This window comes from Jiulongibacter sp. NS-SX5 (assembly GCF_052828545.1).
Genome location: NZ_CM128248.1, coordinates 1852094 through 1877472, shown reverse-complemented (window position 1 = coordinate 1877472; position 25379 = coordinate 1852094). Strand labels below are relative to the sequence as shown.

At 40.2% G+C, this 25379-nt stretch carries 20 protein-coding genes; 8 read left to right on the top strand and 12 right to left on the bottom strand.

Annotated elements, in window-relative coordinates:
• Positions 1-96: 96 nt before the first annotated feature.
• On the top strand, positions 97-1371 hold the full coding sequence (locus tag ACUXV0_RS08300) for a sterol desaturase family protein (protein ID WP_446192617.1): 1275 nt from the start codon (positions 97-99) through the stop codon (positions 1369-1371).
• Between the two features lie 131 nt (positions 1372-1502).
• Here the strand turns inward: ACUXV0_RS08300 and ACUXV0_RS08295 are convergent, their stop codons facing one another.
• Both ACUXV0_RS08295 and upp read right to left on the bottom strand, forming a co-directional pair.
• Complete coding sequence (locus ACUXV0_RS08295; protein WP_446192616.1) at positions 1503-2762, bottom strand: MFS transporter; 1260 nt, start codon at positions 2760-2762, stop codon at positions 1503-1505.
• A gap of 69 nt (positions 2763-2831) precedes the next feature.
• Positions 2832-3476, bottom strand: coding sequence for a uracil phosphoribosyltransferase (upp, locus tag ACUXV0_RS08290; protein ID WP_446192615.1), 645 nt, complete (start codon positions 3474-3476; stop codon positions 2832-2834).
• 123 nt (positions 3477-3599) lie between these two features.
• On the opposite strand from upp, the gene ACUXV0_RS08285 reads away from it, so the two are divergent.
• On the top strand, positions 3600-4550 hold the full coding sequence (locus tag ACUXV0_RS08285; protein ID WP_446192614.1) for a hypothetical protein: 951 nt from the start codon (positions 3600-3602) through the stop codon (positions 4548-4550).
• Positions 4551-4615: 65 nt separating this feature from the next.
• Here the strand turns inward: ACUXV0_RS08285 and ACUXV0_RS08280 are convergent, their stop codons facing one another.
• The 8 genes from ACUXV0_RS08280 to ACUXV0_RS08245 all read right to left on the bottom strand — a co-directional run bounded on the left by ACUXV0_RS08280 (position 4616) and on the right by ACUXV0_RS08245 (position 14334).
• Positions 4616-5335 carry a dioxygenase family protein gene (locus ACUXV0_RS08280; RefSeq protein WP_446192613.1) on the bottom strand — a complete coding sequence of 240 codons (720 nt, stop codon included), beginning with the start codon at positions 5333-5335 and terminating at the stop codon, positions 4616-4618.
• A gap of 62 nt (positions 5336-5397) precedes the next feature.
• Positions 5398-6042 (bottom strand): DUF2490 domain-containing protein, encoded by a 645-nt coding sequence (locus ACUXV0_RS08275; protein ID WP_446192612.1) that lies wholly within the window; start codon positions 6040-6042, stop codon positions 5398-5400.
• On the bottom strand, positions 6035-6637 hold the full coding sequence (locus ACUXV0_RS08270) for a DUF4956 domain-containing protein (RefSeq protein ID WP_446192611.1): 603 nt from the start codon (positions 6635-6637) through the stop codon (positions 6035-6037). The genes ACUXV0_RS08275 and ACUXV0_RS08270 overlap by 8 nt, the downstream gene beginning before the upstream one ends.
• A gap of 6 nt (positions 6638-6643) precedes the next feature.
• Positions 6644-7420 (bottom strand): polyphosphate polymerase domain-containing protein, encoded by a 777-nt coding sequence (locus tag ACUXV0_RS08265; RefSeq protein WP_446192610.1) that lies wholly within the window; start codon positions 7418-7420, stop codon positions 6644-6646.
• Positions 7392-8855, bottom strand: a complete 1464-nt coding sequence (locus ACUXV0_RS08260; RefSeq protein ID WP_446192609.1) for a CotH kinase family protein — start codon at positions 8853-8855, stop codon at positions 7392-7394. Before ACUXV0_RS08260 ends, ACUXV0_RS08265 begins: the two co-directional genes overlap by 29 nt.
• Before the next feature lie 5 nt (positions 8856-8860).
• The gene (locus ACUXV0_RS08255) at positions 8861-10558 is read right to left on the bottom strand and encodes a carbohydrate-binding domain-containing protein (protein ID WP_446192608.1); all 1698 of its coding nucleotides are present in this window, start codon (positions 10556-10558) and stop codon (positions 8861-8863) included.
• Between the two features lie 118 nt (positions 10559-10676).
• A complete protein-coding gene (locus ACUXV0_RS08250) occupies positions 10677-11636 on the bottom strand; it encodes an NAD(P)-dependent alcohol dehydrogenase (RefSeq protein ID WP_446192607.1) in 960 nt (319 codons plus the stop codon).
• A gap of 151 nt (positions 11637-11787) precedes the next feature.
• Positions 11788-14334, bottom strand: a complete 2547-nt coding sequence (locus ACUXV0_RS08245) for a TonB-dependent receptor domain-containing protein (protein ID WP_446192606.1) — start codon at positions 14332-14334, stop codon at positions 11788-11790.
• Between the two features lie 279 nt (positions 14335-14613).
• On the opposite strand from ACUXV0_RS08245, the gene ACUXV0_RS08240 reads away from it, so the two are divergent.
• Together ACUXV0_RS08240 and ACUXV0_RS08235 are read left to right on the top strand one after the other, a co-directional pair.
• Positions 14614-15630 (top strand): sensor histidine kinase, encoded by a 1017-nt coding sequence (locus tag ACUXV0_RS08240; protein ID WP_446192605.1) that lies wholly within the window; start codon positions 14614-14616, stop codon positions 15628-15630.
• Positions 15630-16352, top strand: coding sequence for a LytR/AlgR family response regulator transcription factor (locus tag ACUXV0_RS08235; protein WP_446192604.1), 723 nt, complete (start codon positions 15630-15632; stop codon positions 16350-16352). The genes ACUXV0_RS08240 and ACUXV0_RS08235 overlap by 1 nt, the downstream gene beginning before the upstream one ends.
• A 475-nt stretch (positions 16353-16827) precedes the next feature.
• On the opposite strand, the gene rpsJ is transcribed toward ACUXV0_RS08235, so the two are convergent.
• Positions 16828-17133: a 30S ribosomal protein S10 gene (rpsJ, locus tag ACUXV0_RS08230; protein ID WP_055148657.1), complete on the bottom strand. Its 306-nt coding sequence runs from the start codon at positions 17131-17133 to the stop codon at positions 16828-16830.
• Positions 17134-17332: 199 nt separating this feature from the next.
• On the opposite strand from rpsJ, the gene ACUXV0_RS08225 reads away from it, so the two are divergent.
• From ACUXV0_RS08225 to murI, 3 genes are all read left to right on the top strand, one after another.
• A complete protein-coding gene (locus ACUXV0_RS08225) occupies positions 17333-18202 on the top strand; it encodes an aldose 1-epimerase family protein (protein WP_446192603.1) in 870 nt (289 codons plus the stop codon).
• A 130-nt stretch (positions 18203-18332) separates the two neighbouring features.
• Entirely contained in the window at positions 18333-20963 is a 2631-nt protein-coding gene (locus ACUXV0_RS08220; RefSeq protein WP_446192602.1) for a valine--tRNA ligase, read from the top strand.
• 45 nt (positions 20964-21008) lie between these two features.
• Positions 21009-21773 carry a glutamate racemase gene (gene murI / locus ACUXV0_RS08215; RefSeq protein ID WP_446192601.1) on the top strand — a complete coding sequence of 255 codons (765 nt, stop codon included), beginning with the start codon at positions 21009-21011 and terminating at the stop codon, positions 21771-21773.
• On the opposite strand, the gene recO is transcribed toward murI, so the two are convergent.
• Positions 21763-22452 carry a DNA repair protein RecO gene (recO, locus tag ACUXV0_RS08210; RefSeq protein WP_446192600.1) on the bottom strand — a complete coding sequence of 230 codons (690 nt, stop codon included), beginning with the start codon at positions 22450-22452 and terminating at the stop codon, positions 21763-21765. The genes murI and recO overlap by 11 nt on opposite strands.
• Positions 22453-22562: 110 nt before the next feature.
• Here recO and ACUXV0_RS08205 point away from each other — a divergent pair, with 110 nt between their 5' ends.
• Positions 22563-25379 (top strand): outer membrane beta-barrel protein, encoded by a 2817-nt coding sequence (locus ACUXV0_RS08205; protein WP_446192599.1) that lies wholly within the window; start codon positions 22563-22565, stop codon positions 25377-25379.

Below are 25379 nucleotides of genomic sequence, written 5' to 3'. Positions count from 1 at the left end.
AGAATTGATGTCGGTGTAAACTTTTAACAATGAGCAGAATTGTGAACTTTCCATGAAAGAATTATCTTTGAATAAGAAAGCTCTGCAAGCATACTAATGGAAACATATGCTCAAATATTGATGTACGCCTCTCCGGTATTCTTTATTCTGGTACTAGGAGAGAAGATTTATGGCAAACTGGCTAAAGGAGATGACTTCAAAAGTATGGATATGATCTCCAGTCTTAGCTCTGGGTATACTAATACTTTAAAAGATGTGCTTGGGATTGGAGTGTCATTATTGACCTATGTTTGGTTGGTAGATAAAGTAGCATTGGTAAGAATTCCTTTTACCTGGGTTAATGTCCTTATCGCCTTCATTGCCCTTGATTTCGCAGGGTACTGGGGGCATCGATTAAATCATCAAATCAACTTTTTCTGGAATCAGCACTTGGTACATCATAGCTCAGAGGAGTTTAATCTGGCCTGTGCCTTACGTCAGAGTATTTCAGATCTTATTAAATTCTTTACCATATTCATGTTGCCGGCGGCACTTCTGGGTGTAGATCCTACAATAATCGCTATTGTAGCACCAATCCACCTTTTTGCTCAGTTTTGGTATCACACGGTATATATCGGTAAAATGGGTTGGTTAGAAAAGGTGATCGTAACACCTTCTCATCATAGAGTTCATCATGCCATTAATCCGGAATATATCGATAAAAACCACGGTCAGATTTTCATTATTTGGGATAAACTCTTCGGTACTTTTCAGGAAGAGCTGGATGACGTGCCTCCCGTGTATGGCATTACCCGACCCGTACGTACCTGGAATCCTATTAAAATCAACTACCAGCACCTTTGGCTCTTGATTAAAGATGCCTGGAGAGCAGAAAACTGGATGGATAAACTTCGGGTTTTTTATAAACCTACTGGCTGGCGACCGGCAGATGTAGCTGCCAAATACCCGGTGGAAAAAATTGACGACCCATATAACTTTGAGAAATATTACCCCAAACTGTCAAAGGGCATGGAAACCTGGTCTTGGATGCAGTTCCTTTTCACTTTTGCGTTTTTGATGTTGTTTTATAATGCCGCAGCTTCATTAAGCTTAACGCAATTAATGCTATACGGTTTCTTCCTTTTCTTTAGCGTTTATGCCTATACAGAAATGATGGATAAGAATCCCAGGTCGTTCTGGCAGGAGCTAATTAAGAATGGTTTAGGAATGTACCTTTTCATACAGAATGGTCAGCTGTGGTATGGCCTTGAAAATGCCGGTAGTTGGATCAATGTCATTTTCCCTCTTTATTTTATTGGTGCCACAGTCATTACAGGATACTTCGTTTTAAAGGAGGTTAGGCTACCTAAGGTGGTCAATACCAGTGCATAAACGAAAAATGCAGCCCGCTAAGGCTGCAAAGTTCTTTTTCATGGCTGTAAATTCTCTACAAACTTACTAGACTATACGTAAAGTGCAAGAAATAATTGTACCCAATTCTCCACGTATTTTTACCTAATGCACTATGCCTCAAGGTAATCCAGGTCTTTGCCATGTGTTTCTTCAATAGTAAGAGTGCTGTAAATGCCTATGATATATGCAATAAGACCAACTGCTGCTCCACCCAAAATAACACCCAGATCAGGCTTAAAAAGCGTGAATAGACCGGTCATTGCCGGTACGGCACCTCTAACCATATTCGGAATGGTAGTGGCTGCCGTAGCTCTAATATTGGTTCCAAACTGCTCAGCACCTACAGTGACAAACATAGCCCAGTAGCCCGTTCCTAAACCTAACCACATACAAATGGCATACATGGCCCCGGCAGATTTAAAACCGGCAAAGAGGAATAAAAGCACACCAACTCCAGAAAAAGCCATCATATAAAAAATTGCTTTCTTTCTTGAGTTTAACTGGTGACTGATAAATCCACTGAGGAAATCTCCTGCCGAAATACCAATGTAAGCCCACATTACAGCATCACCCGGGTTCAGTGGGGTTTCTATTCCTAAGGCAACTCCAAATTCATTAATAAAATAGGCTAGAATACCGATACAAAACCAAGTAGGTATACCAATGCCGATACATTTCAAGTATTTAATGAAGCGGTCCCAATTGGTGAAAAAGGAAAAGAAATTACCTTTTTTGATGTTCTTATCATGTGTGATATTGGTATACATACCGCTTTCTATCACCCCTACACGGAGAAGTAATAAAGCTATACCCATAGCTCCGCCAATGAAGTAGGCGATAGTCCAGTCGCCGCTTAGTCTTACCGTAAAATTACCAACAACGGCTCCCATGAGACCGATACCTGCCACTAAAGATGTGCCAATGGCTCTCAGGTTTTTGGGTAGACTTTCTGAAACAAGAGTAATACCTGCTCCTAATTCACCCGCCAGGCCAATTCCGGCAATAAACCTAAGCCATTTATAGGCTGTAATCTGATCCATGAATTGGATTTGCGGAATGAACCCGCAAGCAATATTAGCAATGGAGTAGGTGATTATTGAACCAAAAAGGACCGATAGTCGACCTTTTTTATCACCAAGCACACCCCAGAGAATCCCACCAAGCAGGAGGCCGAACATTTGAACATTCAGAATATCCTTACCGACAAGGCTAATTTCTTCTTCATTGAGACCCAGACTTCTCAAACTTGGAATTCTGACGATACCGAACAATTGCATGTCGTAGATATCAACGAAGTAGCCGAGTGCCGCCACAATTACAGGCAGACTCATGAGTTTTTTCCAGTCTGATCGGGTAAGATTTATTGCCATTTATAAAATAGGGTTAGGGTTTAGCGGGTAAAAATAGACTTTAAGCTTAAGATGGTCAATGAATTCTGATCAGGTTTTTTCGCCGTAGCAGAGGTCGCCGGCATCACCTAATCCAGGAATAATGTAGGATTTGCTATTTAAGTCTTTATCGAGATCGCCAAGATAAAGTCTACATTCCGGCATACGAGCTTGGACAAAACGTGCTCCTCTTGCCGAGGCAATAACCCCAACCAGATAAGTTCTTTTCGGAATACCGTATCTCAACATAGCGTGATACGCCTTTTCGATCGATTTTCCTGAGGCTATCATCGGGTCACAGATAATAAGAGTTTTGCCCTGAATATTCGGACTGCTGATATAATCCATCTCAATATCGAAATCATCCTTGGAGTCATGCTTACCACGATATGCCCCTATAAATGCACTATCTGCACTTTCAAAGTAGTTTTGAATACCCTGATGAAGTTGTAAACCAGCTCTCATGATGGTACAGATAATGGGTTGCTCCGCCAAAAGACGGGTTTCTTTAGTGCCGAGAGGTGTATTAATCTCTGCATTTTTGAAAGTCATGTTTTTGGAAATCTCATAGGCGAGTATTTCTCCTAGTTTCATGATATTTCTTCTAAAAGCAGCTCGGTCTTTTTGGTAGTTTTCATCACGAAGATTGGCCAGAAAGTGATTGGCAATACTGCTGGTTTCGGTAAGGATGTACATAAATGGCTGATGGTTGAAAAATCAATTTACAGTTTTTCGTGATATGGAATTGAACAACTGAAGATTAAGTATTCTTAACAGTTCAAAATTTATGGATTATCAAGGGTAGACTAATTTGCAACCATGAAACAGTATCTTACTCTTGTTTTGATATCAATTCTCAGCCTTGATGTTTTGGCTCAGAAGGTGGATATACAATACAAAACCACCGATAGTTATGAACCATTGACAGAAGAGATTTCAATATCTGCCTCACCTTATGGTTATTCGGTTTGGTTACCTGAAAATAAGCCGAATGGTGCCGTAGTTTTCTTTCATGCAGAGGCAAAAGAAGAATCTGATTTTTCAATGATTCCTATTGCGAATAAGGCGGGTTTGGCTGTTATTTTTGTCAGTACGGCTAATCCGTTTGACTTTCTTTTTGAGGCAAAACAAATGCTTGAATTAGAAAAATATATCTCTGAAGCATGTCAAAAACACGGTATACCTTCAGGCAACTTGCTTTTCGGTGGAATGTCACTTGAAGGAACCAGAGCTTTAAAAATGGCTATTTTCTCAAAGAGTGGAGACTGTCAAAAGTGTATCAAACCTAAGGCAGTCATGACTTGTGATTCTCCTCTAGATATGGCCAGGTTCTGGAAAGAGGGTGATAAAGCCTGGAGATTAAATATAAATGAACTTGGAGCCAATGAGGGGAAATGGGTAAGCCAATATTTGGCCAAAAAACTAGGTGGTACACCCGAAGAAGTACTCACAGCCTATGCCAATTACTCGCCTTATAGCTATTTATCTGCGTTTGGGGGAAATGCTAGGTTTCTGAATGATATAGCCATCAGAGCTTACACTGAGCCCGATGTTCATTGGTGGATGAAAAACAGGGGCAAAGACTACTACGGTATGAATGCCATAGATGCAGCAGCCCTTATCAATCAATTACAAATTAACGGAAACGATTCTGCTGAGTTAATATTGACAGAGAATAAAGGATACCGGCCAGATGGCTCTCGTCATCCACATTCATGGAGCATTGTAGACGAGGAGGAGTTGATTGATTGGTTTATGGGTTTGGAGTAGGCTGAATTAACAATACCTCCATGAAAACTTCACAGAGGTATTTATTCTTCAAGACTCAATTCACGCTAAGGAATGACGATCGTATGCGTGAGCACAAAGCCGTCGTTGATAGAACCTGTTATGCTGGCAAGTTCATTATCATAACCATCGCCAAAAACATTATCTCGGTCGTTTGATGTGTCGGCTAATCCTTTTGAGTAAAAATCGGTAGCATTATTGAAGACAGCATCGCAGACGTCTGCCGGAAAGGCAATTTGCGTAACCAATTGAGATGAGCCACTACTATTAAAGATTTGAACATGAATATGTACGGCTCTTCCACTGTACCAACCAGGGAAAATAGTTTTAAACACCACCAGTCCATTGGCATCTGTAATCTGCCTTCCTCTTAAAAAATTGGCATTGGAATAGTCTGTTTTCTGCATGTTTGTACCTCCATATTGAGAATAATTACCATCTGCATCACAGTGCCAGATATCTACCAGGGCAGCTTCTACAGGTTCACATTCTTCACTGGAGTCTTTGATGTATAATTGAACCTCCAATGAAACGCCCTCTCTATCCAGAGTTATATCCTGATAAACATAGTTTGAAGGGTTTTTGATAGGGAAAGGACCTGCGGTTTCTGAATTGGTAACCTCACAATTATCAGCTGAAGATCCGTTTGTACTTCCGTTGGTATCCACTGTTTCGTCTGCTCCAACAGTGTCTTTAACACAGGCTAAAGTAGCAGGTGCTACAGAGAGAAGTCCAAAACTCTTTCTTATAAATTCATTTCTTTTCATCGATTGCTTGTTATTTCCTTTAAGTACGCTTTAGGAGTAATAAGTCGCGGCTTAGGACTTAGTTAATTTAACTTAAATTTAAGTCCCCAATCTATTCGCCAATCATTAGACTTATTGCTATTCAGAGGGTCATCGGTTTGAATACCAATGTCTAAGCTGGTCTTTTTGGATAGTTTGATTTCAGTACCAAGTGAATATCTTAACTGGTCAAAAGTATTCCCGATTTCATAGAAAATGTCTGCTCCAAGGTATGGTTGAAATCGCTGACCAACTTTGGTGCTTAATTCTAACTTGTTTCGCAGGTAACTGGAATCCAAAGCATCGGTAGCAAGGCCATCTTTAAATTGTTGTTGATATCTTAATCGATAACTTAGTTTGAGAGGTTTGTGCAGTTTCTGTTTGTATTTCAGTTCCCCATAGAAACGATGAAAATGATCTGGATTGCCTTCAGAAGCGGTTTTAAGGGTATATCTGTAATAAACTCCCAAATCCAGGTTCTTAATCAGTTCATATTTTAGTCCTGCTTCTCCCAGATACCGTTCAAAAGACTGCATGATATCACCGGTTCTCGCTTGAGCGTTAACTTCCAATTCTACTTTTTTACCCAAGTCTGCTTCAGCAGTAACCTTGTTCCATACGCCTAATTGGCCTTTGCTTTGCAAAGCAAAAAGAATGAAGAATAGAGGCGTGATTATTTTTTTAAGCATAATAGTAGGCATGTATTCTGGCCGCATCACGCAGCATGTCAATTGAAATTATTTCTACTCTATGAACACTTAGGCCCGTTCTATTTTGTAGGTCATTCATGAGCATTTCTCTGTTTTCAGGTTTAATGTTCTCCAGAATATCATAGTCAATCTGATGGTATAATTCTTTCTTAGTGAGAATGTTACCGTCTAAAAGAGCTGTGCTTACAATTATTATGATATTAATGACTCCTAGTTCATCCCAACTGCCTTTAGAAACCGCAGTAACCAGTCCCATGGCTATGACCAAAAAGAGGTAGGTCATGTCTTTGGTATTGATACCCTCTGTTCTGAACCTAAGCATACTGAACACGGCAAAAAGGCCGAAAGCTGCTCCCATGGTCATATCCACCTTATTGAGTAGATAAGAGATCAGGAAAATGACCAGGTTAAAACCAAAGAAGGTCAGGAAGAGGTCTGTCTTTTTATAGTATCGATAATATACCAGCCTCACCATGATAAACGTAGCGAGTAGGTCTACCAGAAGCCTCAAAAAAAACTTACCGGAAAGCTTACCGAGAAAGGCGTTTTGGCCTAAAAATTCAAGTAATTCCATGATTCATTATTGGTTTAAAAAGGGTTTGTAGAGTCTATCGAAACGGGGTTTGAAACGGTTATAGCGTACGTCGTCTTCGTTTGAAATGATACCTAGGCAATACTTGCTGATGGTGCCGGGTCTAATTCCAAAACCCCTTAATACACTTTTGATTTTACTTGCTCGAAGTCGATCTTGCTTCACTTCTAAAATCACCAGATCATCAAAAGTGCTTTCATGATCATCAATCTGAAGGTTTAAATTCATGTCAATAGTGACACGCTCCGGGCTGTTTTTATTGACAAGTGTAAGTCGATTGTAAAGAACCGAAACAGTTGGATTCAAGGCGTCTGCAAGAAAGGGGCTTACTTCTTGAAGAAATGAATCTTCTTCCTGTAAAATTTCTTCTTGAGTCTGAGTCTCTGTTGGTATTCTAGACTTTATGGTTCTCCCATGGTTGTTTTTGAACTTGACCTCAAAAAAGGCCAGCCCTGCGTCTAAGTATTCTCTCTTTCTTACTTTATATCTGTTTAGTCTGCCTGTTCTATGCCGATGAAAAAATTGAAGATCATCTGTATCAAAATATTGAGAGAGATACTTGAACTGCCTTTTGCCATCAATTTCAAGAATGAAATAATGATCCGGAAGTTCTTCCAGAATTCTATCCAATAAATCTCTTTCAAAAACATACTTGACCTCTTTTCTGTCAAGAAGCTCTGCGTTTTTCAGATTTTCTAATGAAATAGACTCAAAACCATTGATCTGCTCCGAAAGACTATCTGAGGAAATTCTGTGCTTCGTCATAACGTGTTTGGATATGGTTTTTAAGTGAATTAATGGCAGACTCAAAACTCTCTGAGCCATTCAAATAAGAATAGCCTGTTTGTTCTGGCTCAGAACCTGTTACATATTCCTGAATGAGATTATAATTGTAGTCTATTCTGGAATTAATACTGGTTGGAGTAAATACATCATTGAGAAACGTTTCAATATGGTTTTTGTATTGCTCAAAATATTCAGGATCATCTGCCAGGTACCTTATTAATGGCCAGGTTTCGCTCACCTCAGACATTGCAAATGATACCCCTGAGCTACGACCTCCAGAAGAGGTTAAAGCTTCATTATGATCCCATGGAATCCATTTCAGCTGACCACCGTCGTTATAAAGATAATAATTATGAGCCATGCCTCCGTAAGAGTCCCAATTGATAATGGTATTATTGATGGCTAAATACTTTAGGAAATGATTGACATCAAATGTTGACTCTAATTCATTTTTCCAGGCGTCAGTATTTGTGCTTCTGTTTGAGCTGTTCAGTGCAGTAACAAAATTCTGAACGTCCGAATAATCGGCCTCATCTTCATTGTTTTTCTTCTCAAAAAGACTTTGCGAAAAGGATTGTAAGGAACTTTCGGGTTTGTAAATGTTTCCTCCGGTTTCCCCATATTGCTCATCTACCATTGTATCATCTATAACCTCTAGCATCGTGTAAATACCACAGTATTTTTGCCCTTCTCCGAAGTCAATATAGACTTTATAAAAAGCGGCTCGTGCTGCCGGGATACCGGCGTCTCTGAAAATATCGGCTGCTAGTTTATCTCTCATAAGGCTTTGATCATTATAGCCTGGGGCCATTGAGAGTTCCTTAAAGCCGTAGAAGCGTTGATTATCTATTTCTGGATACTGATCTTCATATTTATCGAAATTGAGCCTGAAAGGAAGTTTATAATTCCCCTCTGACCAGGCTCTGCTCAAACTTGAGTTTCCTTTTAACCTAAAGCCAACATTATTCCATGTGTTCTCATTAAAAGTTAAGGTAGCAGTCACATATTCGGGGTCTCTGCTAAAGATACTGATGGCACCTCCTTCATTTGATGGCCCACCAAAGCCTCCTCCTGGGTTGCCAGCTCCGAGGCCGCCGCCGCCAGGGTTTCCGCCTCCAAAACCACCACCACCAGGGTTGCCACCGCCAAATCCCCCTCCGCTACCAAAATCTCCTCCAGAGAGAGCTGTCATATCTGATCTGATATCTGACCATCCGTCTTCCCCTAGGTCAATAATTAATGTATTTACCTTGTCATCAGGGAAAACCATTGCATAATCAGGCTCGGTAGTATTGCCGTGAGAGTAGTCTGACCAGTTTGAGGCTCTACCAGTGATGGGGTCTACTAAATCTTGAGGTTTGCAGGCAACGGTAATCAAAAAGATTACGGCTCCTAGTTTGGTTATATTATGCATAGGGTTTATAGTTTAAATTCTCCGAGAAGTTGTCCGCCGGAGTAAACTCCTTCAGCGTAGAGTCCTTCGCTTAGAACGCCAGAATGGCTTCCGCCAAGGTATATTTCATAGGTAGTTCCAGACTTTAGGTCAGGTGATGAGAAGGCTACTGTTTCATAGTTTTTAGCAGAGCTAAAGCAGAGAAGTTCGTTGCCTGCGGTGTCTGTTATTTCTAAAATGGTACCTGCTTTCACGGTTTGACCTAAATTCAGTAAAACCGACTCCTGCTCACTATTACCATCTGGTGATTGGGCCATTCTGGAGCTCCCAACCGCCACAAGAAGACCACCCGAAATAGAAAAGCTATGATCATAATCAAGGGCTCCATTCATACTTTGTGTAGGGCCATTAACCAATACCGTACCCCCGGACATTACGATAGAGCCGTTTGCATCCAAACCATCTCCCGAGGCATTTACGGATACAAAACCTCCATTCATGTAGAAAAATGAATTTGCCTCCCCTCTGTTCATGCCTCCACCGAAGCCTGTGGAGGTGCCATCTGTGGCATTTATACCATCGTCACTTGAGGTTATTTTTAAGAGTCCATCATTTATGGTGATGAGTTTGCTTTCTAATCCTTCGTAGGATTTTGAAATAGTGATTTCACCTGAGTTTATTTCCAGAGCTTCGTCGGCGTGAATGCCGTCATCTGCAGAATTTAAGAGTATGGCCCCGCCATCAATGATGATATTCTGATTAGAATGAATAGCATCATCGGCCGCGTCAATATTGATATGACCGTCAGAGATTTTTAGCAATACCCCAGCTTTTAATGCTTTGGCAGACGAGTTTGATGAAACAGTTCTGGAACTTCCGCCGCCGCTTGAAATTTCAAACTCTCCATTCTGTATTTGAAGGACTGTCACCGCCTGTATACCATCTGCTCCTGTGCTTATTGCAAATTGACCTTCTTCTATTGTAACATAACCTCTGGAGCTATCTTCATCATTATCTGAGGCCAGCCCGTCTCCACCCGCTTGAAGATCAAAACTGCCGTTATGAATCAATAAATAATCCTTACCTCTAATGGCATCATCTTCTGCGTGAATTATATAGTTTCCACTATTGATAATAAGGCCATCTTTGCTAACAATACCATCCTGGAAATTAGCAGTGACATTGAGTGTGCCTTCTCCTGTAAAGATTAGGTCTGCCTTACTGTATATTGTTCCATTTTTTTCATCGTCCGCAGTATATTGAATAGCATCTTCAAGGTTATTTTCAGTACCTGCTTTAAGTGAGATCACTACCTTTTCCGCATTTAGTATCGATATGGCGGAGCTGCCTGAATTATAAATAGAAGCAGCATTTAATATAATGTTTACATTTTCCTGATCATCAGAGTCTACCTCCAGCATACCATCTGAAAGAATGCCACTCACGTTATAGGTACCGGCTTTTGAGATAGTGATGATGTTCTCTTCAAACGAGGCTCCTTCTCCAGTAATTTCTACTACTTCTCCTTTAAGAATGATGTTGGTAGCCCCACTATCGTCCCAGTTATAATCGGTATCCAGCTCGTTTGGTGTTTCTAGTTCTACTTCACTTATGATATCAGTTGATGTATCGGTCTCAGGAGATATTTCATCTGCTTGATTACAAGAGGTGAATAAAGAAATGAGTAATAAAAAGACTAGTGTCTTATAGTTTTTGTTATTCATATCGGCGTAAACTTGATATTCTTCTTTACGCCGATTGTCTGTACTACGCGGCTTCAGGATGCTCTTTTTGTGCTCAAGCAGAGTGTATTTTAACAGTATTTAACGATTTGCAAGACCTTTAGGCAAGATGTTTCATCACAATTTTGCCTTCGTGCTTTCCAGCTCCAAAATATAGTATTAATTGAGGGGCTTGCTCAATTTTATATGGACCATCAATCACCGGTTTAATTTTGTCTTCCAATACGTATTTGACTATTTCTTCTAAACCTTGATTAGGCTTGAGCCCAAGAATATTGATCTTGTGACGATACAGGATTTTTGAAAATAATAATCTGATGAGTTGAAAAGGCGAACCACCCACGGTAATGTATTTGCCTTTAGCATTGAGACATCTGAGATAGGCAGAAGGTGTTCGCGTAGTTTTCGCATCCAGAATGATGTCATACTTCTCGCCTGATTTGGTGAAGTCCTGGGAAGTATAGTCTAAAACCTTATGATAACCTGCTGATTTCATCATTTGAAGCTTGTCAGAGTGATCTACTCCAGTGATATGACAATCGTAAAATTTGGCTAGTTGCACCGCAAAGGTTCCCATCCCTCCACCACCACCATTTATCAATATTTTCATCCCTCTATTCAGCTCACCAATTGTGATAAGGCTTTGGTATGCCAATAGGGAGGCATGGGGGAGGGCTGCAGCTGTTATATCATCAATTTGGTCTGGAATTAATTGAACCGCCTCAGGACTCAGACAAATGTATTCGGCCATCGTTCCCCATTTCTCGCTTGAAGTATCGCCAAATACGCGTTGGCCAATTCTGAAATCAGTGACATCTTCTCCTACTGCCTCAATGACTCCGGCATACTCAATTCCTGGAATGGGTATTTTAGGTTTTCTGATTCCATAAAGTAGGCGATACAAAATGGGCTTGCCCCTTACCAGACTCCAGTCCCAGTCATTTACAGTGGAAGCATGAATTTTAACTAAGATTTGATTCTTGAGAGGCTTTGGCTTTTGGTAAGTCCCAAGCTCGATATTGTCTGGACTTCCGTAGTTGAATTGTAAAATAGCTTTCATGGTTTTGAGTAAGATTTACTCAAATGACCTGAACTCCTTCATTAGATGAAAGTTGAAATTGATGAATGGTAAAATTCAAAATAAGGTCTTTAAAAGATAAAAGGTCGGTAATGGACCGACCTTTTAATCAAACTTAAACTATCTATTTCTATTAATTAAAGCCTCCCTGCTGGCCAGTGTCGCCGCCACCTTTGACGTCGTCATTGTCAACAGATCTTGTTTTCTTTCTTTGAACAAATCTCATATTACCGAGCTTATACTGGAATGTCACCTTGACGTTCTGATTGTAGATGTAATTCACACTTTCCTGATTCAAAAGTGGAGAAACTGTAGTGCTTCTCATGGTCATTCCACCCAGGAAGTTCTCAAAGGCTATACCCAGACTTCCTTTCTTGTCATTGATATCTTTTCTTACGCCCAGGTTGTAGAATCCAAACCCGGTGTTATTACCCTGAAGCGTAACTCTGTTTCCTCTCATACCCGCAAAAGCCTGTAGGGCCCATCCTTTTTCAAGTGTCAACTGAGACATCATACGACCTCCAACTACAATTCCACTATTACTTTTAAACTCAAAGCCGTCAAGAGTCTGTACCTGACCCTCCAGGTAGTTATAATAGGCATCTATTCCGCCGTTTACGCTCCATTTAGGTGTGATGTAGAAGTTTCCGAAGAAGTTTACACCCGCTGTTTGTTGTTTCCCGATGTTCTCATATGTGGTAATTACAGCACCTGCCAGCGTATCAGAGAGTGAGGTGATTTGAAGAATAGAGTTATTCGTCTGGCGAGCAAAAGTTGAGAAGCTAATGTAGTTTCTCTTGATGGCTTTACTCAGACTTAGCTCCATATTATTTGATATTTCTGGCGTAAGGCTTGGGTTACCAATTGTAATACTTTGCGGGTTGGCCGCATTATAGTTCGGGTTCAGCTGACGAAGCCCCGGTCTTTGAATTCGGTTATTATAAGCCACTTTGAAAGTCAAGCCATTATTCATCACCTTTGAAATGTTAACACTGGGTACCAGGTTAGTGTAAGAGTCTATATCCAAAATGACACCACTATCGTCAGCATCAATTGAAGTATGTTCATATCTGGCTCCCACTTTGAAAGACCACTTATTGTTGGTAGAGTAGGTATAGGAAAGATACCCTGCCTTAATATCCTGATTATAGTTCAAGTATCCCGCAGGATTTCTGGCATCTGCCTCCAAGGCTCCACCGAAGCCAAATAAGTATTCAAAATCACTATCTACTTCTCTGAAAATAGCTTTTACGCCAGTTTCAAACATTTGTTTTTTGCCAATTGGCATCATGTAGTCTGTTTGAGCAGTGATCTCTCTGTTTACGTTAAAGTTGAGGTTTTGTTGATTACCTAAACTTTCGTTAGCAGAAGAGAAAGTTTCTGCATCAAAGTTATTGGTCATGTTATTCTGGCTGTATTGCGTAGAAATTGACCACTCGTGGCTTGGCTTGAATATTATTACGTAGTCAAGATTAACATCCACATTATTTGAGGCATTCTTTGTGTCCAGAATACGATTAGTTTCACTGTTTAGCACGTCATCAGTGAAAGTGCTAATGATCATATCCTGATCTCTATTGAAATTACGTGTACCAAAAGAAACATTGGCTGTGATATACTCAGACTTACTAAGCTCTACATCCATCCCCAGGTTATAGCGACCAAACATACCGAAGTCTTTTGCATCAGCTGTTTGTATAGTTTCAAAAGTATTGGTCTCACCAAAAGTAGTCTGGAAAAGCTCTGTAGCCGATTTATTATAAAACGCTCTACCAAAACCACCCAATGAGAAGCCTACCTTTCCAACTCTTAGATTTCCGTTAACGCCAAGATTAGAACCTCTGAATCCAGCACCGGTATTGATGTTAAGGTTGTACCCTTGAATTGAAGATCTCTTTGTGATGATATTTACAATACCTGTGGTACCTTCTGCGTCGTATTTGGCAGACGGTGAGGTGATTACCTCTACGGTTTTGATCAGATCGGCAGGGATCATCTTAAGTGCGTCAGCCACTGAGCTTGCTACAATTGTAGAAGGTTTATTATTGATTAAAACCTGAATGTTCTCACTACCTCGCAATGATAAGTTACCGTCAAGATCCACAGAGAGCATTGGTACTTTTCTCAGCACATCAGCACCATCGCCACCTTTTGAAGTTACATCGTTTTCTGCGTTATAGACTAAACGGTCCACTTTTTCTTCAATAAGAGACTTCAGGCCAGTCACTTTAACTTCATCCAGCACTTTGGCTGAAATACTTAATTTGATAGTCCCCAAATCCAGATCGTCTCCTTTTTTAACTTCAATATCTTTCAGTAGGGCGTCTTCATACCCTATAAAAGAAGCTTTAATGGTAAAGGTGCCCTTAGGGACTCTGGTGAATTGGAATTTCCCGTTGCCATCAGCAATGGCACCATCTATTACTTTTTGAGTTTCCTGATCTATCAGGGCAATATTGGCATATTCTACAGCCACGGTCACCGCAGAGTCAATCACAAAGCCCGTTAGTTTTGAATTACCTTTTGGCGTGACAGAGTTCATGTCAAAAGTTTGAGGAGTTTGACCTCTGGATGGTCGGCCGTTTCCATCTCCTCCACCTGGTCTACCTCCAGGTCCCTGAGTGAATGCCAATGTGCTCGACATTAGAAGAGCTGCTATAAAGAATAATTGCTTTCTCATTGTTCGTGTTTTATGAATGAATGCAACAAATGAAGATCATAGTTCTCAATTTATTTCTTTCAATATATAGTGGCTCATCATTTATCGACAGATGTACTTTTTAGTCGCATAATGGGCTGTTTCGGGTAAAATGGAGCATTTATCTGACTGAATAGGGCATTTGTAGAAAAAAGAAGGTACTTCACCTTTCACTTCTAAACTATATCCGTTATTTATAGTCTAAACAAATTGAGTCATAACGTGTTGACACAAATCTTCAAGAAAAACAGGCTTCTATTATTGCATGTAATTTTCTGGGCTCTGTATTTTTCTTTCTTCTTTTATTTGATCTCATTTCCTAAAAGAGGCGAAGAACCAAACTACTTCAGAGCTTTTCTGGATGCCATTATGCAGGTGACGACTATGGCTGCAGTAAGTTATTTCAATTACTTTGTACTGATGCCAAGGGCATTAAAATCCAGGAAGTGGTTCTTGTATTTTGTGCAGATAGTAGCTAGTCTGGCTTTAATTATCACTTTGCAGATATGGTTTAAACGTGAAATTTACATTGAGTTAGGAGATAGAGCATTTAACTGGTTGAGAAGTTTCAGGTTTGTACTGCAGCACACTTCCACTACCATATTTATTGTCACCTTTATTGCCTCTCTTAGGTTCCTACAAGACTATTTCGAGCTCGAAGCTGAACGCAAAGAGGTGGAAAACCAGAAGCTTCAGTCAGAGTTACGTTTCTTGAAAGAACAGATAAATCCCCATTTTTTATTCAATACTCTAAACAACCTGTATTATCTGGCTCATACCAATTCGCCAAACACCAAGGACGTGATTGCGAAGCTTTCTCAAATGATGCGATACATGATTTATGAAGCTACTACAGATAAGGTTCCTGTAAGCCGTGAGATTGAATACATTAAGAATTATATAGCTCTGGAGCGTCTGCGTTTAAACGAAGGTTTTCCGATAGAAGTTAATATCTCCGGAGATTATGATACTTTGACGATTACTCCTTTGATTTTCATTACTTTCCTCGAAAATGCCTTCAAACATGGTGTTGAAAACGGAGATGAAAACTCGTGGGTTAGAGTAGATATCGATTTTGACAGTCATGTTTGTACGTACGAAGTAAGCAATAGTAAACCCCCGGAAGATAAGGCTGTAGAAAGCGAAAGTTCTGGTATAGGGCTTAAAAACACGCTGAGAAGACTTAACTTGAGCTATCATGGTCGCCATGAATTGATAGTAGATGAAACCGACAAAAAGTACGGGGTCAAACTGATTATTGAATTAGACGAAAACTGATGAGTATTAAGTGTATAGTAGTTGAGGATGAGCCATTGGCCAGAAAGCTGATGGTAGAATATGTCAATACCGCTCCGGGAATAGAACTTCTAAAAGACTTCGGGAATCCATTGGAGGCTTTAGAGTTTATGCGTGAAAACGAAATTGACTTGCTATTCTCAGACATAAGAATGAAGGAGATTAGTGGTATAGCATTGCTTAAACTCATTAAAAGTAAACCTTACGTGATTCTAACTACGGCCTATTCTGAATATGCCATCGAAGGTTTTGAGTTAGATGTGACCGATTATTTACTCAAACCGATCACTTTTGAACGCTTTCTGAAAGCGGTGGAAAAGGTGAGTCAGCGTATTAAAGAAAAGGAAGGAGGGAAAGTGGTGCTGGCGGCATCAGGTGGTGATCAAGACGAATTTATTTTTCTGAAAGATGGATCCAAACTGATGAAGGTTAACCTTTCGGACATTCTATATATACAAGGTCTGAAAGATTACGTAAAAGTAATGACAAAGGATAAGCAGATTGTTTGCCTGCAAACCATGAAGTCCTTGGATGGAACATTGCCTTCTTCTCAATTTATCAGGATTCACAATTCAACCATCGTAGCTTTTGATGCTATTGAGGAGATAGAACGTGATAAAGTGAAGATTGGTAAAAACTATTTTTCTGTCAGCGATTCGTACAAAAAGGCCTTCAAAGACTTTATAGAAGAGAGAAGGGTGTAATCTCTGCTAACCAAAATCTTCGTGGTACTTCGAGCCTTCGTGTCTTTGTGGCAAACCCTCGCTTAAGAATAGTCACTAAGTCGCCAAGACACTAAGGAACGCCAAGTTCAAATTCTTCGTGATGCTTCGAGCCTTCGTTTCTTTGTAGCAAAACACTCGGTAAAGAATAGCCACTAAGTCACAAAGACACCAAGATTCACCATGTCCAAATTCTTCGTGATACTTCGAGCCTTCGTGTCTTTGTGGCAAAACATTCGGTAAAGAATAGCCCCGAAGTCGCTAAGACACTAGGATTCACCAAGCTTAAGTTCTTCGTGATACTTTGAGCCTTCGTGTTTTTGTGGCAAAACACTCGATAAAGAATAGCCACGGAGTCACTAAGATTCACCAAGCTTTAATAATCTTCTTTACTTTGACGTAAACAAAAAGCCCGACCTGATTTCTCAAGCCGGGCTCACTAATGTGCTGTACTCAATTATACTTTGATTTCTACGTCAACACCTGAAGGTAATTCTAATTTCATTAGAGCGTCAACAGTGTTTGGGCTTGCAGAGAAGATATCGATCAATCTCTTGTAAGTACAAAGCTGGAACTGCTCTCTTGATTTCTTAGAAACGTGCGGTGAACGCAAAACAGTGAATTTCTCTTTCTTTGTTGGTAAAGGAATTGGACCGCTGATTACGGCACCTGTAGATTTTACAGCCTTTACAATTTTCTCTGCTGAGTTGTCAAGAAGATTGTGATCAAATGACTTCAGCTTAATTCTGATTTTCTGAGACATCGGTTCAAATAATTTAAGTGTTAAACATCTGAAGGCGAAAGAACCATATACTCCGCCCTCTCAAATGGGCTGCAAAGGTAAATTAATTTTGCTGATATTCAAATAGCCTTTTAATAATTCGTGGATATCTAAATTGTATATCTGTACCATCTTTCTAGTTTTATCGTTTATTTCGCGGTTTAAATAACCCCTTTTTGATATGGTTTGTCTAGAAAACGACTTCATAAAAGCATGGATAAAGCCGAAAGGAGCAGAGCTTAAAAGTCTGGTCTGTAAGGCATCGGGTATAGAACATGTCTGGGATGCTAACCCAAGATATTGGGGTAAATCGTCGCCCGTTCTTTTTCCGATAGTGGGAGGTTTGAAAGACAATTCCTACACCTACGATGGTGAATCCTACGAACTCAGCAGACATGGTTTTGCTCGTGACATGGTATTTGAGGTAGAGTCAAAAAACAGTGAAACGGCAACATTCTTATTAAAGTCTACCGAAGAAACACTCAAGGTTTACCCGTTCTCTTTTGAACTTAGGCTAATTTATACCATCCTTGAGAACCAACTTGAGTTAAAGTATGAAGTGAAGTCTACTGGAAATAACACTATGTATTTCTCTATTGGTGGTCACCCGGCTTTCATGGTGCCATTTGGAGAAGAAGGTAGTTACTCCGAGTACAAATTAGAGCTTCCTGAAGATACCAGTCTTAAAAGGTGGCTATTGAATGAGCAAGGCCTTCTGAATGGAGAAACGGAGGAGGTAGAACTAACCAATGGTAATCTCCCCTTGTCAAAAGAGCTTTTCTATAAAGACGCTTTGGTATTGAAAGACCTAGAATCAAAAAGTATTACACTTAGTTCTGCACAGTCTTCAAATAAGCTGGTTTTCAGTTTTGAAGATTTTCCTTTTTTCGGAATTTGGGCGGCTAAAGATGCTCCCTTTGTATGTCTTGAACCTTGGTGTGGTGTCGCAGACTCAGCTGAGCATAATCAGGAATTGACTCAAAAAGAGGGTATTGAGGCCTTAAACTCGGGACAAGTATTTACAAGAGCCTGGCGTGTTGCGGTCAGCTGATCTTTATTTTTTCATGACTTTGGCTAAACCAAAGACATAAGTTAGGTCTTGCTTTCAAAATTACTGGGTGATCTCACATCAAATTCCCTAATTTTGCAGCTTCTTAAAATCAAAGGCAAGACCGAGCTAAATGGAGTTATCAAAAACCTATAGTCCCAAAGAAACTGAAGATAAGTGGTATAGCTACTGGATGGAAAACGGCTTTTTTAAGTCAAGTCCAAATCCGGATAAAGAGCCGTACACCATAGTCATTCCTCCACCAAACGTTACGGGAGTGCTTCATATGGGGCATATGCTTAATAATACCATTCAGGATGTTCTGATCAGAAAGGCAAGAATGGAAGGGAAAGAAGCATGCTGGGTGCCTGGTACAGACCATGCTTCCATTGCTACTGAGGCTAAGGTAGTGGCCATGCTGAAAGAAAAAGGCATAAATAAGGCTGATTTAAGTAGGGAGGAGTTTCTGGAATACTGCTGGGAGTGGACCGAAAAATATGGTGGCATTATTCTTAAACAATTGAGAAAGCTTGGTGCTTCTTGTGACTGGGATCGTACGCGATTCACCATGGAAGAAAACCTCTATGATGCCGTAATTGAAACTTTTGTAGATCTATATAATAAGGAAGACATCTACCGTGGTTACCGCATGGTCAATTGGGACCCTCAGGCTAAAACTACTGTATCTGATGAGGAAGTAATTACGGTGGAGCGTCCTCAGAAGCTGATTTATATTAAATATGAAGGAGCTGATGGTGATGTTATTATTGCTACTACCAGACCAGAAACCATCATGGCAGATGCGGCTATCTGCGTTAACCCTAATGATGAAAGGTATCAAAATCTGATCGGTAAGAAGGTGAAAATTCCTTTGATAAATCGTGAGATATCTGTGATAGCTGACGAGTACGTGGAGATGGAGTTTGGTACAGGATGTCTTAAAGTGACCCCTGCTCACGATCAAAACGATTTTGAACTTGGTAAGAAACACGATCTGGAGGTTATTGACCTACTTACAGATGATGCTAAGCTCAATGAGAAAGCTCAAATTTTGGTTGGTGAAGACCGTTTTGTGGCCAGAAAGAAGATTATCAAAATGCTGGAGGAATCTGGTAATTTGGTGAAAGTAGAAGACTACACTTCAAATGTTGGTACCTCTGAGCGTACCGGGGCGGTAATTGAGCCTAAAATATCATTGCAATGGTTCTTAAAAATGGATAGGCTTTCTAAACCAGCCTGGGAAAATGTAATGAATGATACAGTTCAGCTGATTCCACCAAAGTTTAAGAATACCTACAACCACTGGATGGAGAATGTTCGTGATTGGTGTATCAGTCGTCAGCTGTGGTGGGGGCATCGTATCCCGGCGTATTACCTTGAGGATGGAACCTGTATAGTGGCGAAATCTAAAAGAGAAGCTCTAAAGATTGCCAGAGATAAGTATCAGCTTTTTGCTCTTTCTGAAAAAGACCTTACTCAAGACGAAGATGTGCTGGATACCTGGTTTAGCTCTTGGCTATGGCCAATGAGTGTTTTTGATGGATTCAAGAATCCTGATAACGAGGATATCAACTATTACTATCCGACCAATGATTTGGTAACAGCACCGGAAATCTTGTTTTTCTGGGTGGCCAGAATGATTATAGCGGGTTACGAATACAAAGGCACTTTCCCATTCCGGAATGTTTATCTGACGGGAATTGTGAGAGATAAGCAAGGGCGTAAAATGTCTAAATCACTAGGGAACTCACCTGACCCTATCGAGCTGATTGAGAAATATGGAGCAGATGGTGTAAGAACGGGCATGTTGTTCAGCTCGCCGGCAGGGAATGACCTGCCTTTTGACGAAAAGTTATGTGAGCAGGGAAGAAACTTCTCTAATAAAATATGGAATGCCTTTAGGTTAGTAAAAGGCTGGAATGTAGATGATAGTCTACCAGTCAATCCTGTAGCTAAAGAAGCATTCAACTGGTTCAGGTCTAAGTTAAACAGCACAATTACCGAGGTTCAGGATCATTACAGCAAGTACCGCATGAGCGATGCTTTGTTAAGCACTTATAACCTGATCTGGAATGACTTCTGTTCACAGTATCTGGAGATGGTAAAACCTGCGTTTATCAATGGCGAGGGGCAGCCAATGGATAGTTACAGTTATCAGGAAACCATTGCCTTCTTTGATGAATTGATGAGGCTGGTTCATCCTTGGACTCCTTTCATCAGTGAGGAAATCTGGCAAAACCTTGCGGAAAGAGAAGAGAAATCTACTATTTGTATAGAAGAGTTTCCAGTGGGAGGTAAGGTAAATGACAAAGTACTCGCCGAGTTTGAAACCATTTTTGAGCTGGTTAGCTGGGTAAGAAATACGAGACAGTTGAAGCAGATTTCGCCTAAAGAAGAATTGCCGTTAGGTATCAAAACAGCTGATAAAGCTACATATGAGCGTTTAGCTTCAGTTATTTCTAAACTGGCCAATATCAGCGAGATTAGTTTTGTTGATGAAGCTGAAGGTACAACGACTGTGATCAAAGGTGATGAGTTCGGGCTTGACCTAGGTGGCAATGTAGACTTGGAAGAGGAACGTGCCAATATGCAGAAAGAGCTGGAGTACGCCTTAGGTTTCAAAAATTCTGTTGAAAAGAAATTGAGCAATGAGCGTTTTGTGCAGAATGCAAAACCTGAAATTGTTCAAAGAGAACGAGACAAATTAGCAGATGCCGAGTCTAAGATTAAAGCCTTAGAAGAGGCTCTGGCAAAGATGGCTTAGAAATAGCATTCTCTTGTCTCAAAATCCTAAGTCTATTATCTAAATATGATCGGAGTATTTGATTCAGGCATTGGTGGTTTAACACTTCTGCATAGTTTGATGCGACTTATGCCGCATGAGAACTATATCTATTATGCAGACTTGGATCATGTGCCTTATTCTTACCGTAGCCGTGATGAGATAAGAGAATTAGTAGAAGAGGCAGTTCTTTTTTTGATTGAAAAGGGTTGTGATGTTGTGGTCTTGGCTTGTAATACGGCTACTAATGTTGCAGTAGAATACCTCCGAGATAAATACGAGTTCCCTATCGTGGCTATACAGCCGGCCGTCAAAGTAGCCGCAGACCATAGCGAAGACCATAACAGAATTCTAACCTGTGCCACACCGGTGACCTTGAGTTCTGAAAGGTACCTGAAGTTGGTCAAAAGCCTAAACATTGAAAACAGGTTAGATAATCTCCCTCTACCCAAGCTAGTAGAGTTTGCTGAGAAAGGGGAGTTTGAAGGAGTTTTGGTTGAGAAATATCTGCTTGATGAGATCGGTAAAAAAGTAACTCATGAGCACCATTTTATTGTTCTAGGTTGTACGCACTTTACGTTTTACGAGCGTTTAATAGAAAGCTTGTTCCCAAAGCTTACTGCACTAGATGGAAATGAAGGTACTGCAAGACAAGTTCAGCGTGTTTTGTCAGAGCTAAAACCTCTTAAAGAGTCGGGTTCTGGGCTGGTAAATTTTTACGAGTCTGGCAGAAAGGCCAAGGATATTTCAAAGTATGCCAAATTGCTGGCTATGCTTCGTCTTAGCTCATAATTTCACGCAGCACGGCAAGAGATTTTAACTCTCCAAACTCCTCCTGATGTAGCCTGTAAAAATTAAGAAGTACATCCAGCAGGTGATTTCTAAAAGTTTTTCCCATTTCTATTTGATCGGTGTATTGGGCATGCATTAGCATATCCAGGTAGCGTTTTGTTTCTTGCTCCACTGGAATGTTTACCCCGAATTCTTTAAATTGTACAGCTATTTCTTCGGCTTGTTGAGGTGCAAAACCCAATTGAAAACTATACTTGATGAGGAAAATCAGGTGGAAATTCTCAATATGATCTTGCATGACATCTAGCGTCAGGATTGACTGATATAGAAAGAAGAAGAGGCTTTCATTTTCAGTTTGCTCTTTAAGTGTTTTACTCAAAAGCTCATTAAGGAATATAGAGATGGTTGACTTTCTAATTTCAAACGGGATTTCGGTTAAAGGTGCAGTACATTTTAGTTCAGAAATGCGATGCAAATCCTTTTTGTCATCGTGATAAACTACGAGATCTAGTAAGGTTAAAGGCTGAAACAAGGCAATCTTGTTTTTGCCTCTGGCAGTTCTAACACCATTCTCAATATAGCTCTGTATACCAAACTTCTCTGTATAGATTTTACAGATAATGGATGTCTCCCGGTAGGGGATGAAATTGATGACAATGCCCTTGGTTTTATGAAGCATAAGCAAAGCTACATTGCTTCGGCGAAATGTTAAATTTTCAGAACAACTAATATTTTAGTTGCTTTTACGTTTTTATTCCAATATCTTCATAATTCAAATTCAACCATTTCATGAAAACGCTGACTACCACACTCTTAGTAGCACTATGCTGCTTCACTTCCTATGCCCAACAAAAACTCTCCGTTTCGGGCTCTGTTATTGATACTTCCGGAACTGCACTAGGTTACGCATCCGTAATGTTGCTTGAGCCGGCAGACTCATCCCTGATCTCCTACGGTCTGACCAATGAGAAGGGAGAGTTCATTTTTAAAGGAGTAGAAAGGGAAACAGTTTTGCTTAAAGTGACCTATGTGAGTTACCTCCCATATCAGGAGCCTCTCTCTATGCCTGCTGAAGGAGATCTGAACCTAGAACCCATTCAGGTTAAACCCATCTCTAAACAGCTGTACGAGGTGGTGGTAAAAACAGCCAAAGCACCCATAAGTATTAAGGGAGATACCATTGAATATGATGCCAGTAAATTTAAGGTACCGCCGGGTTCCAGTTTAGAGGAGCTCGTGAGGAAATTGCCTGGGGTACAAGTGGATAAAGATGGAAATATCATTGCACAAGGAGAGCAAGTGCAGAAGGTGACCGTAGATGGTAGAAGATTTTTCGGTAATAACACCAAAGTGGCTACTCAAAACCTCAATGCTGAAGCAGTAAGTAAAGTCCAGTTTTTTGATGATAAATCTGAGCAGTCAAAACTAACAGGAGTGCAGGATGGCGTTCGTGAAAAGACCATGAATGTAGAGCTTAAAGAAGAGGCCAAGAAAGGTGGTTTCGGGAAGGTAACCGCCTCTGCAGGTACAGATAACCGGTGGAATGCCAATGGTCTTTTTAATCGCTTTGACAAGGTCAATCAATTCTCCATAATTGGTTATGGTAATAATGTAAATCAATCAGGCTTGTCCTGGGATGATCTTCAGGAATTTAAAGGCAGCGGCACCAGCAATATGTTTGGTAATCAGGCTGACTTCGGTTTCTCTGCCAATAATGGAATGATGTATATTATGTTCAACAATAATGAGGAGTCTTTTGATATACCTTTCAATGATTTGAGTTCCGGATTTTCTGATAACCAGGCAGTAGGGGTCAATTATAATTACTTGAAGAATAAGAAGGATTTAAACTCCAGCTATTTCTTCAGTCGTAGTAATCAGGCTGTGGAGACTTTTGAGAACAGAACTAACCTTTTAGAGAATGCACAAACTTTCGGCACTTCAAACCAAAGTGATGCTACAAATCTGGTAGGCCATCATCGATTAAATCTGCGTTTCAAAAATGAAATTGATAGTGCCAACTCGCTGGTCATCATTGCCAACGGTCGATATAGTAATTTGGCCACAACGCTTGATGGTATACAGGAGCTAACCCGATTAGATAATTCCACCAATTTCCTGCAAACAATCTCTTCAAATAATAAACTATCCATGGGGTATGAAGGCATCGGTGTTTTCAGGCATAAGTTCAAGAAAAACGGACGTAGCCTGGCTTTGAGCTTAACCTCTACAGGAAGTCAGGCCGATTTTGATGGTATGCAGAAGGCTGTTACCGATGTGGTGTCTTCCTCGGATCCTACCTCTTACTTTAGAAATTTGGATCAATTGAATGAATCCATAAACGCCAGCCACACGCTAAAGTCCAGTGTGCTTTTTGTAGAGCCTGTGGCAGAATCATGGTATCTGGAAACTTTCTATAATTTCAGCAAAACCAATGGAGATATCAATAGAGAAATAATTGATGTAATCAGCGATGCCGCCAATGAACTTAATACTGATTTAAGTCGATCTTATACCAGCGAAATACTTTATAACAGATTAGGAACAAGTATCAGGTATTCTCATAAGGGAACCAATATATCTGTAGGTGTAGCTGGTTTGCAGTATAATCTTGAAGGTGCTTTTGCTGTAACGGACGAAATGCCATTGCTAGGCACAATAGACAGGACCTTCAATGCTTTTACGCCAAATATGAATTTCAATAAAAAGTTGAAAGGAGGATCCAGACTTGGAGCCGGCTATTCAATGGGAGTTAAGCCACCTAGCCTTACAGATCTACAGCCGTTTAAAGATATCTCAAACCCGCTATATGTAAGAGAAGGAAATCCTGATCTGCTGCCGGAATATTCTCACTCAGTAAATCTCAATTACTCTATGTATGACCCGGCCACTTTCATTAGATTTTACAGCAGAGTAAGTGCCACTTTGAATAAAAATCAGATAGTTCAGAATCAGGTAATTGATACGCAGACTTTAGTCACTACCTATACACCTGGAAATGTTAGCGGAGGTGAGCAGTACTCTGGTTACTTTAATTTCGGTTTTCCGATAGTCAAAACAAAACTGAGCTTAAGCATGAATGCCAATCTCAGCCTTTCTAATTACATTTCATTGCTCAATAGCATAGAAAACGCCACGAATACATTCTCCAGAAGGGTCGGCTTAGATCTGACTTTGACCCCGGCAGAATGGCTTTCATTTTACACAGGAGGAGGCTTTAATAATGCTAGGACAAATTTTGAATTGAATGAGAATCAAAATCAGATTATTCTTAATACCAGATGGTATGCCAATATGAACCTGAAGCTGCCAAAGGAATTCTACTTTGATTCCAGGTTAGATTATAATCGCTATAAGAATGAAAAACTGAACTTTGATCAGCAGATACCTATTTGGAACGCCTTCCTTTACAAAAGAATCGGTGAAAACAAGAAATGGGAAGTAAGACTCTCTGCCTATGATATCTTAAAAAGAAACATGAACATAAGACAAAACGCATCTCAAAATTCAGTCTTCTATCGAGAAGTCAATACGCTGTCGAGGTATTTCCTGGTAGGGTTAACGTACAATATGAGAGGTGTAGAAATCAAAAACAGAAGGTGGTAA

Bases quoted from the DNA above. Each gene is read 5' to 3' on its own strand.
- ACUXV0_RS08300 (WP_446192617.1), top strand. From the start codon at position 97: ATGGAAACATATGCTCAAATATTGATGTACGCCTCTCCGGTATTCTTT.
- ACUXV0_RS08295 (WP_446192616.1), bottom strand. From the start codon at position 2,762: ATGGCAATAAATCTTACCCGATCAGACTGGAAAAAACTCATGAGTCTG.
- upp (WP_446192615.1), bottom strand. From the start codon at position 3,476: ATGTACATCCTTACCGAAACCAGCAGTATTGCCAATCACTTTCTGGCC.
- ACUXV0_RS08285 (WP_446192614.1), top strand. From the start codon at position 3,600: ATGAAACAGTATCTTACTCTTGTTTTGATATCAATTCTCAGCCTTGAT.
- ACUXV0_RS08280 (WP_446192613.1), bottom strand. From the start codon at position 5,335: ATGAAAAGAAATGAATTTATAAGAAAGAGTTTTGGACTTCTCTCTGTA.
- ACUXV0_RS08275 (WP_446192612.1), bottom strand. From the start codon at position 6,042: ATGCTTAAAAAAATAATCACGCCTCTATTCTTCATTCTTTTTGCTTTG.
- ACUXV0_RS08270 (WP_446192611.1), bottom strand. From the start codon at position 6,637: ATGGAATTACTTGAATTTTTAGGCCAAAACGCCTTTCTCGGTAAGCTT.
- ACUXV0_RS08265 (WP_446192610.1), bottom strand. From the start codon at position 7,420: ATGACGAAGCACAGAATTTCCTCAGATAGTCTTTCGGAGCAGATCAAT.
- ACUXV0_RS08260 (WP_446192609.1), bottom strand. From the start codon at position 8,855: ATGCATAATATAACCAAACTAGGAGCCGTAATCTTTTTGATTACCGTT.
- ACUXV0_RS08255 (WP_446192608.1), bottom strand. From the start codon at position 10,558: ATGAATAACAAAAACTATAAGACACTAGTCTTTTTATTACTCATTTCT.
- ACUXV0_RS08250 (WP_446192607.1), bottom strand. From the start codon at position 11,636: ATGAAAGCTATTTTACAATTCAACTACGGAAGTCCAGACAATATCGAG.
- ACUXV0_RS08245 (WP_446192606.1), bottom strand. From the start codon at position 14,334: ATGAGAAAGCAATTATTCTTTATAGCAGCTCTTCTAATGTCGAGCACA.
- ACUXV0_RS08235 (WP_446192604.1), top strand. From the start codon at position 15,630: ATGAGTATTAAGTGTATAGTAGTTGAGGATGAGCCATTGGCCAGAAAG.
- rpsJ (WP_055148657.1), bottom strand. From the start codon at position 17,133: ATGTCTCAGAAAATCAGAATTAAGCTGAAGTCATTTGATCACAATCTT.
- ACUXV0_RS08225 (WP_446192603.1), top strand. From the start codon at position 17,333: ATGGTTTGTCTAGAAAACGACTTCATAAAAGCATGGATAAAGCCGAAA.
- ACUXV0_RS08220 (WP_446192602.1), top strand. From the start codon at position 18,333: ATGGAGTTATCAAAAACCTATAGTCCCAAAGAAACTGAAGATAAGTGG.
- murI (WP_446192601.1), top strand. From the start codon at position 21,009: ATGATCGGAGTATTTGATTCAGGCATTGGTGGTTTAACACTTCTGCAT.
- recO (WP_446192600.1), bottom strand. From the start codon at position 22,452: ATGCTTCATAAAACCAAGGGCATTGTCATCAATTTCATCCCCTACCGG.
- ACUXV0_RS08205 (WP_446192599.1), top strand. From the start codon at position 22,563: ATGAAAACGCTGACTACCACACTCTTAGTAGCACTATGCTGCTTCACT.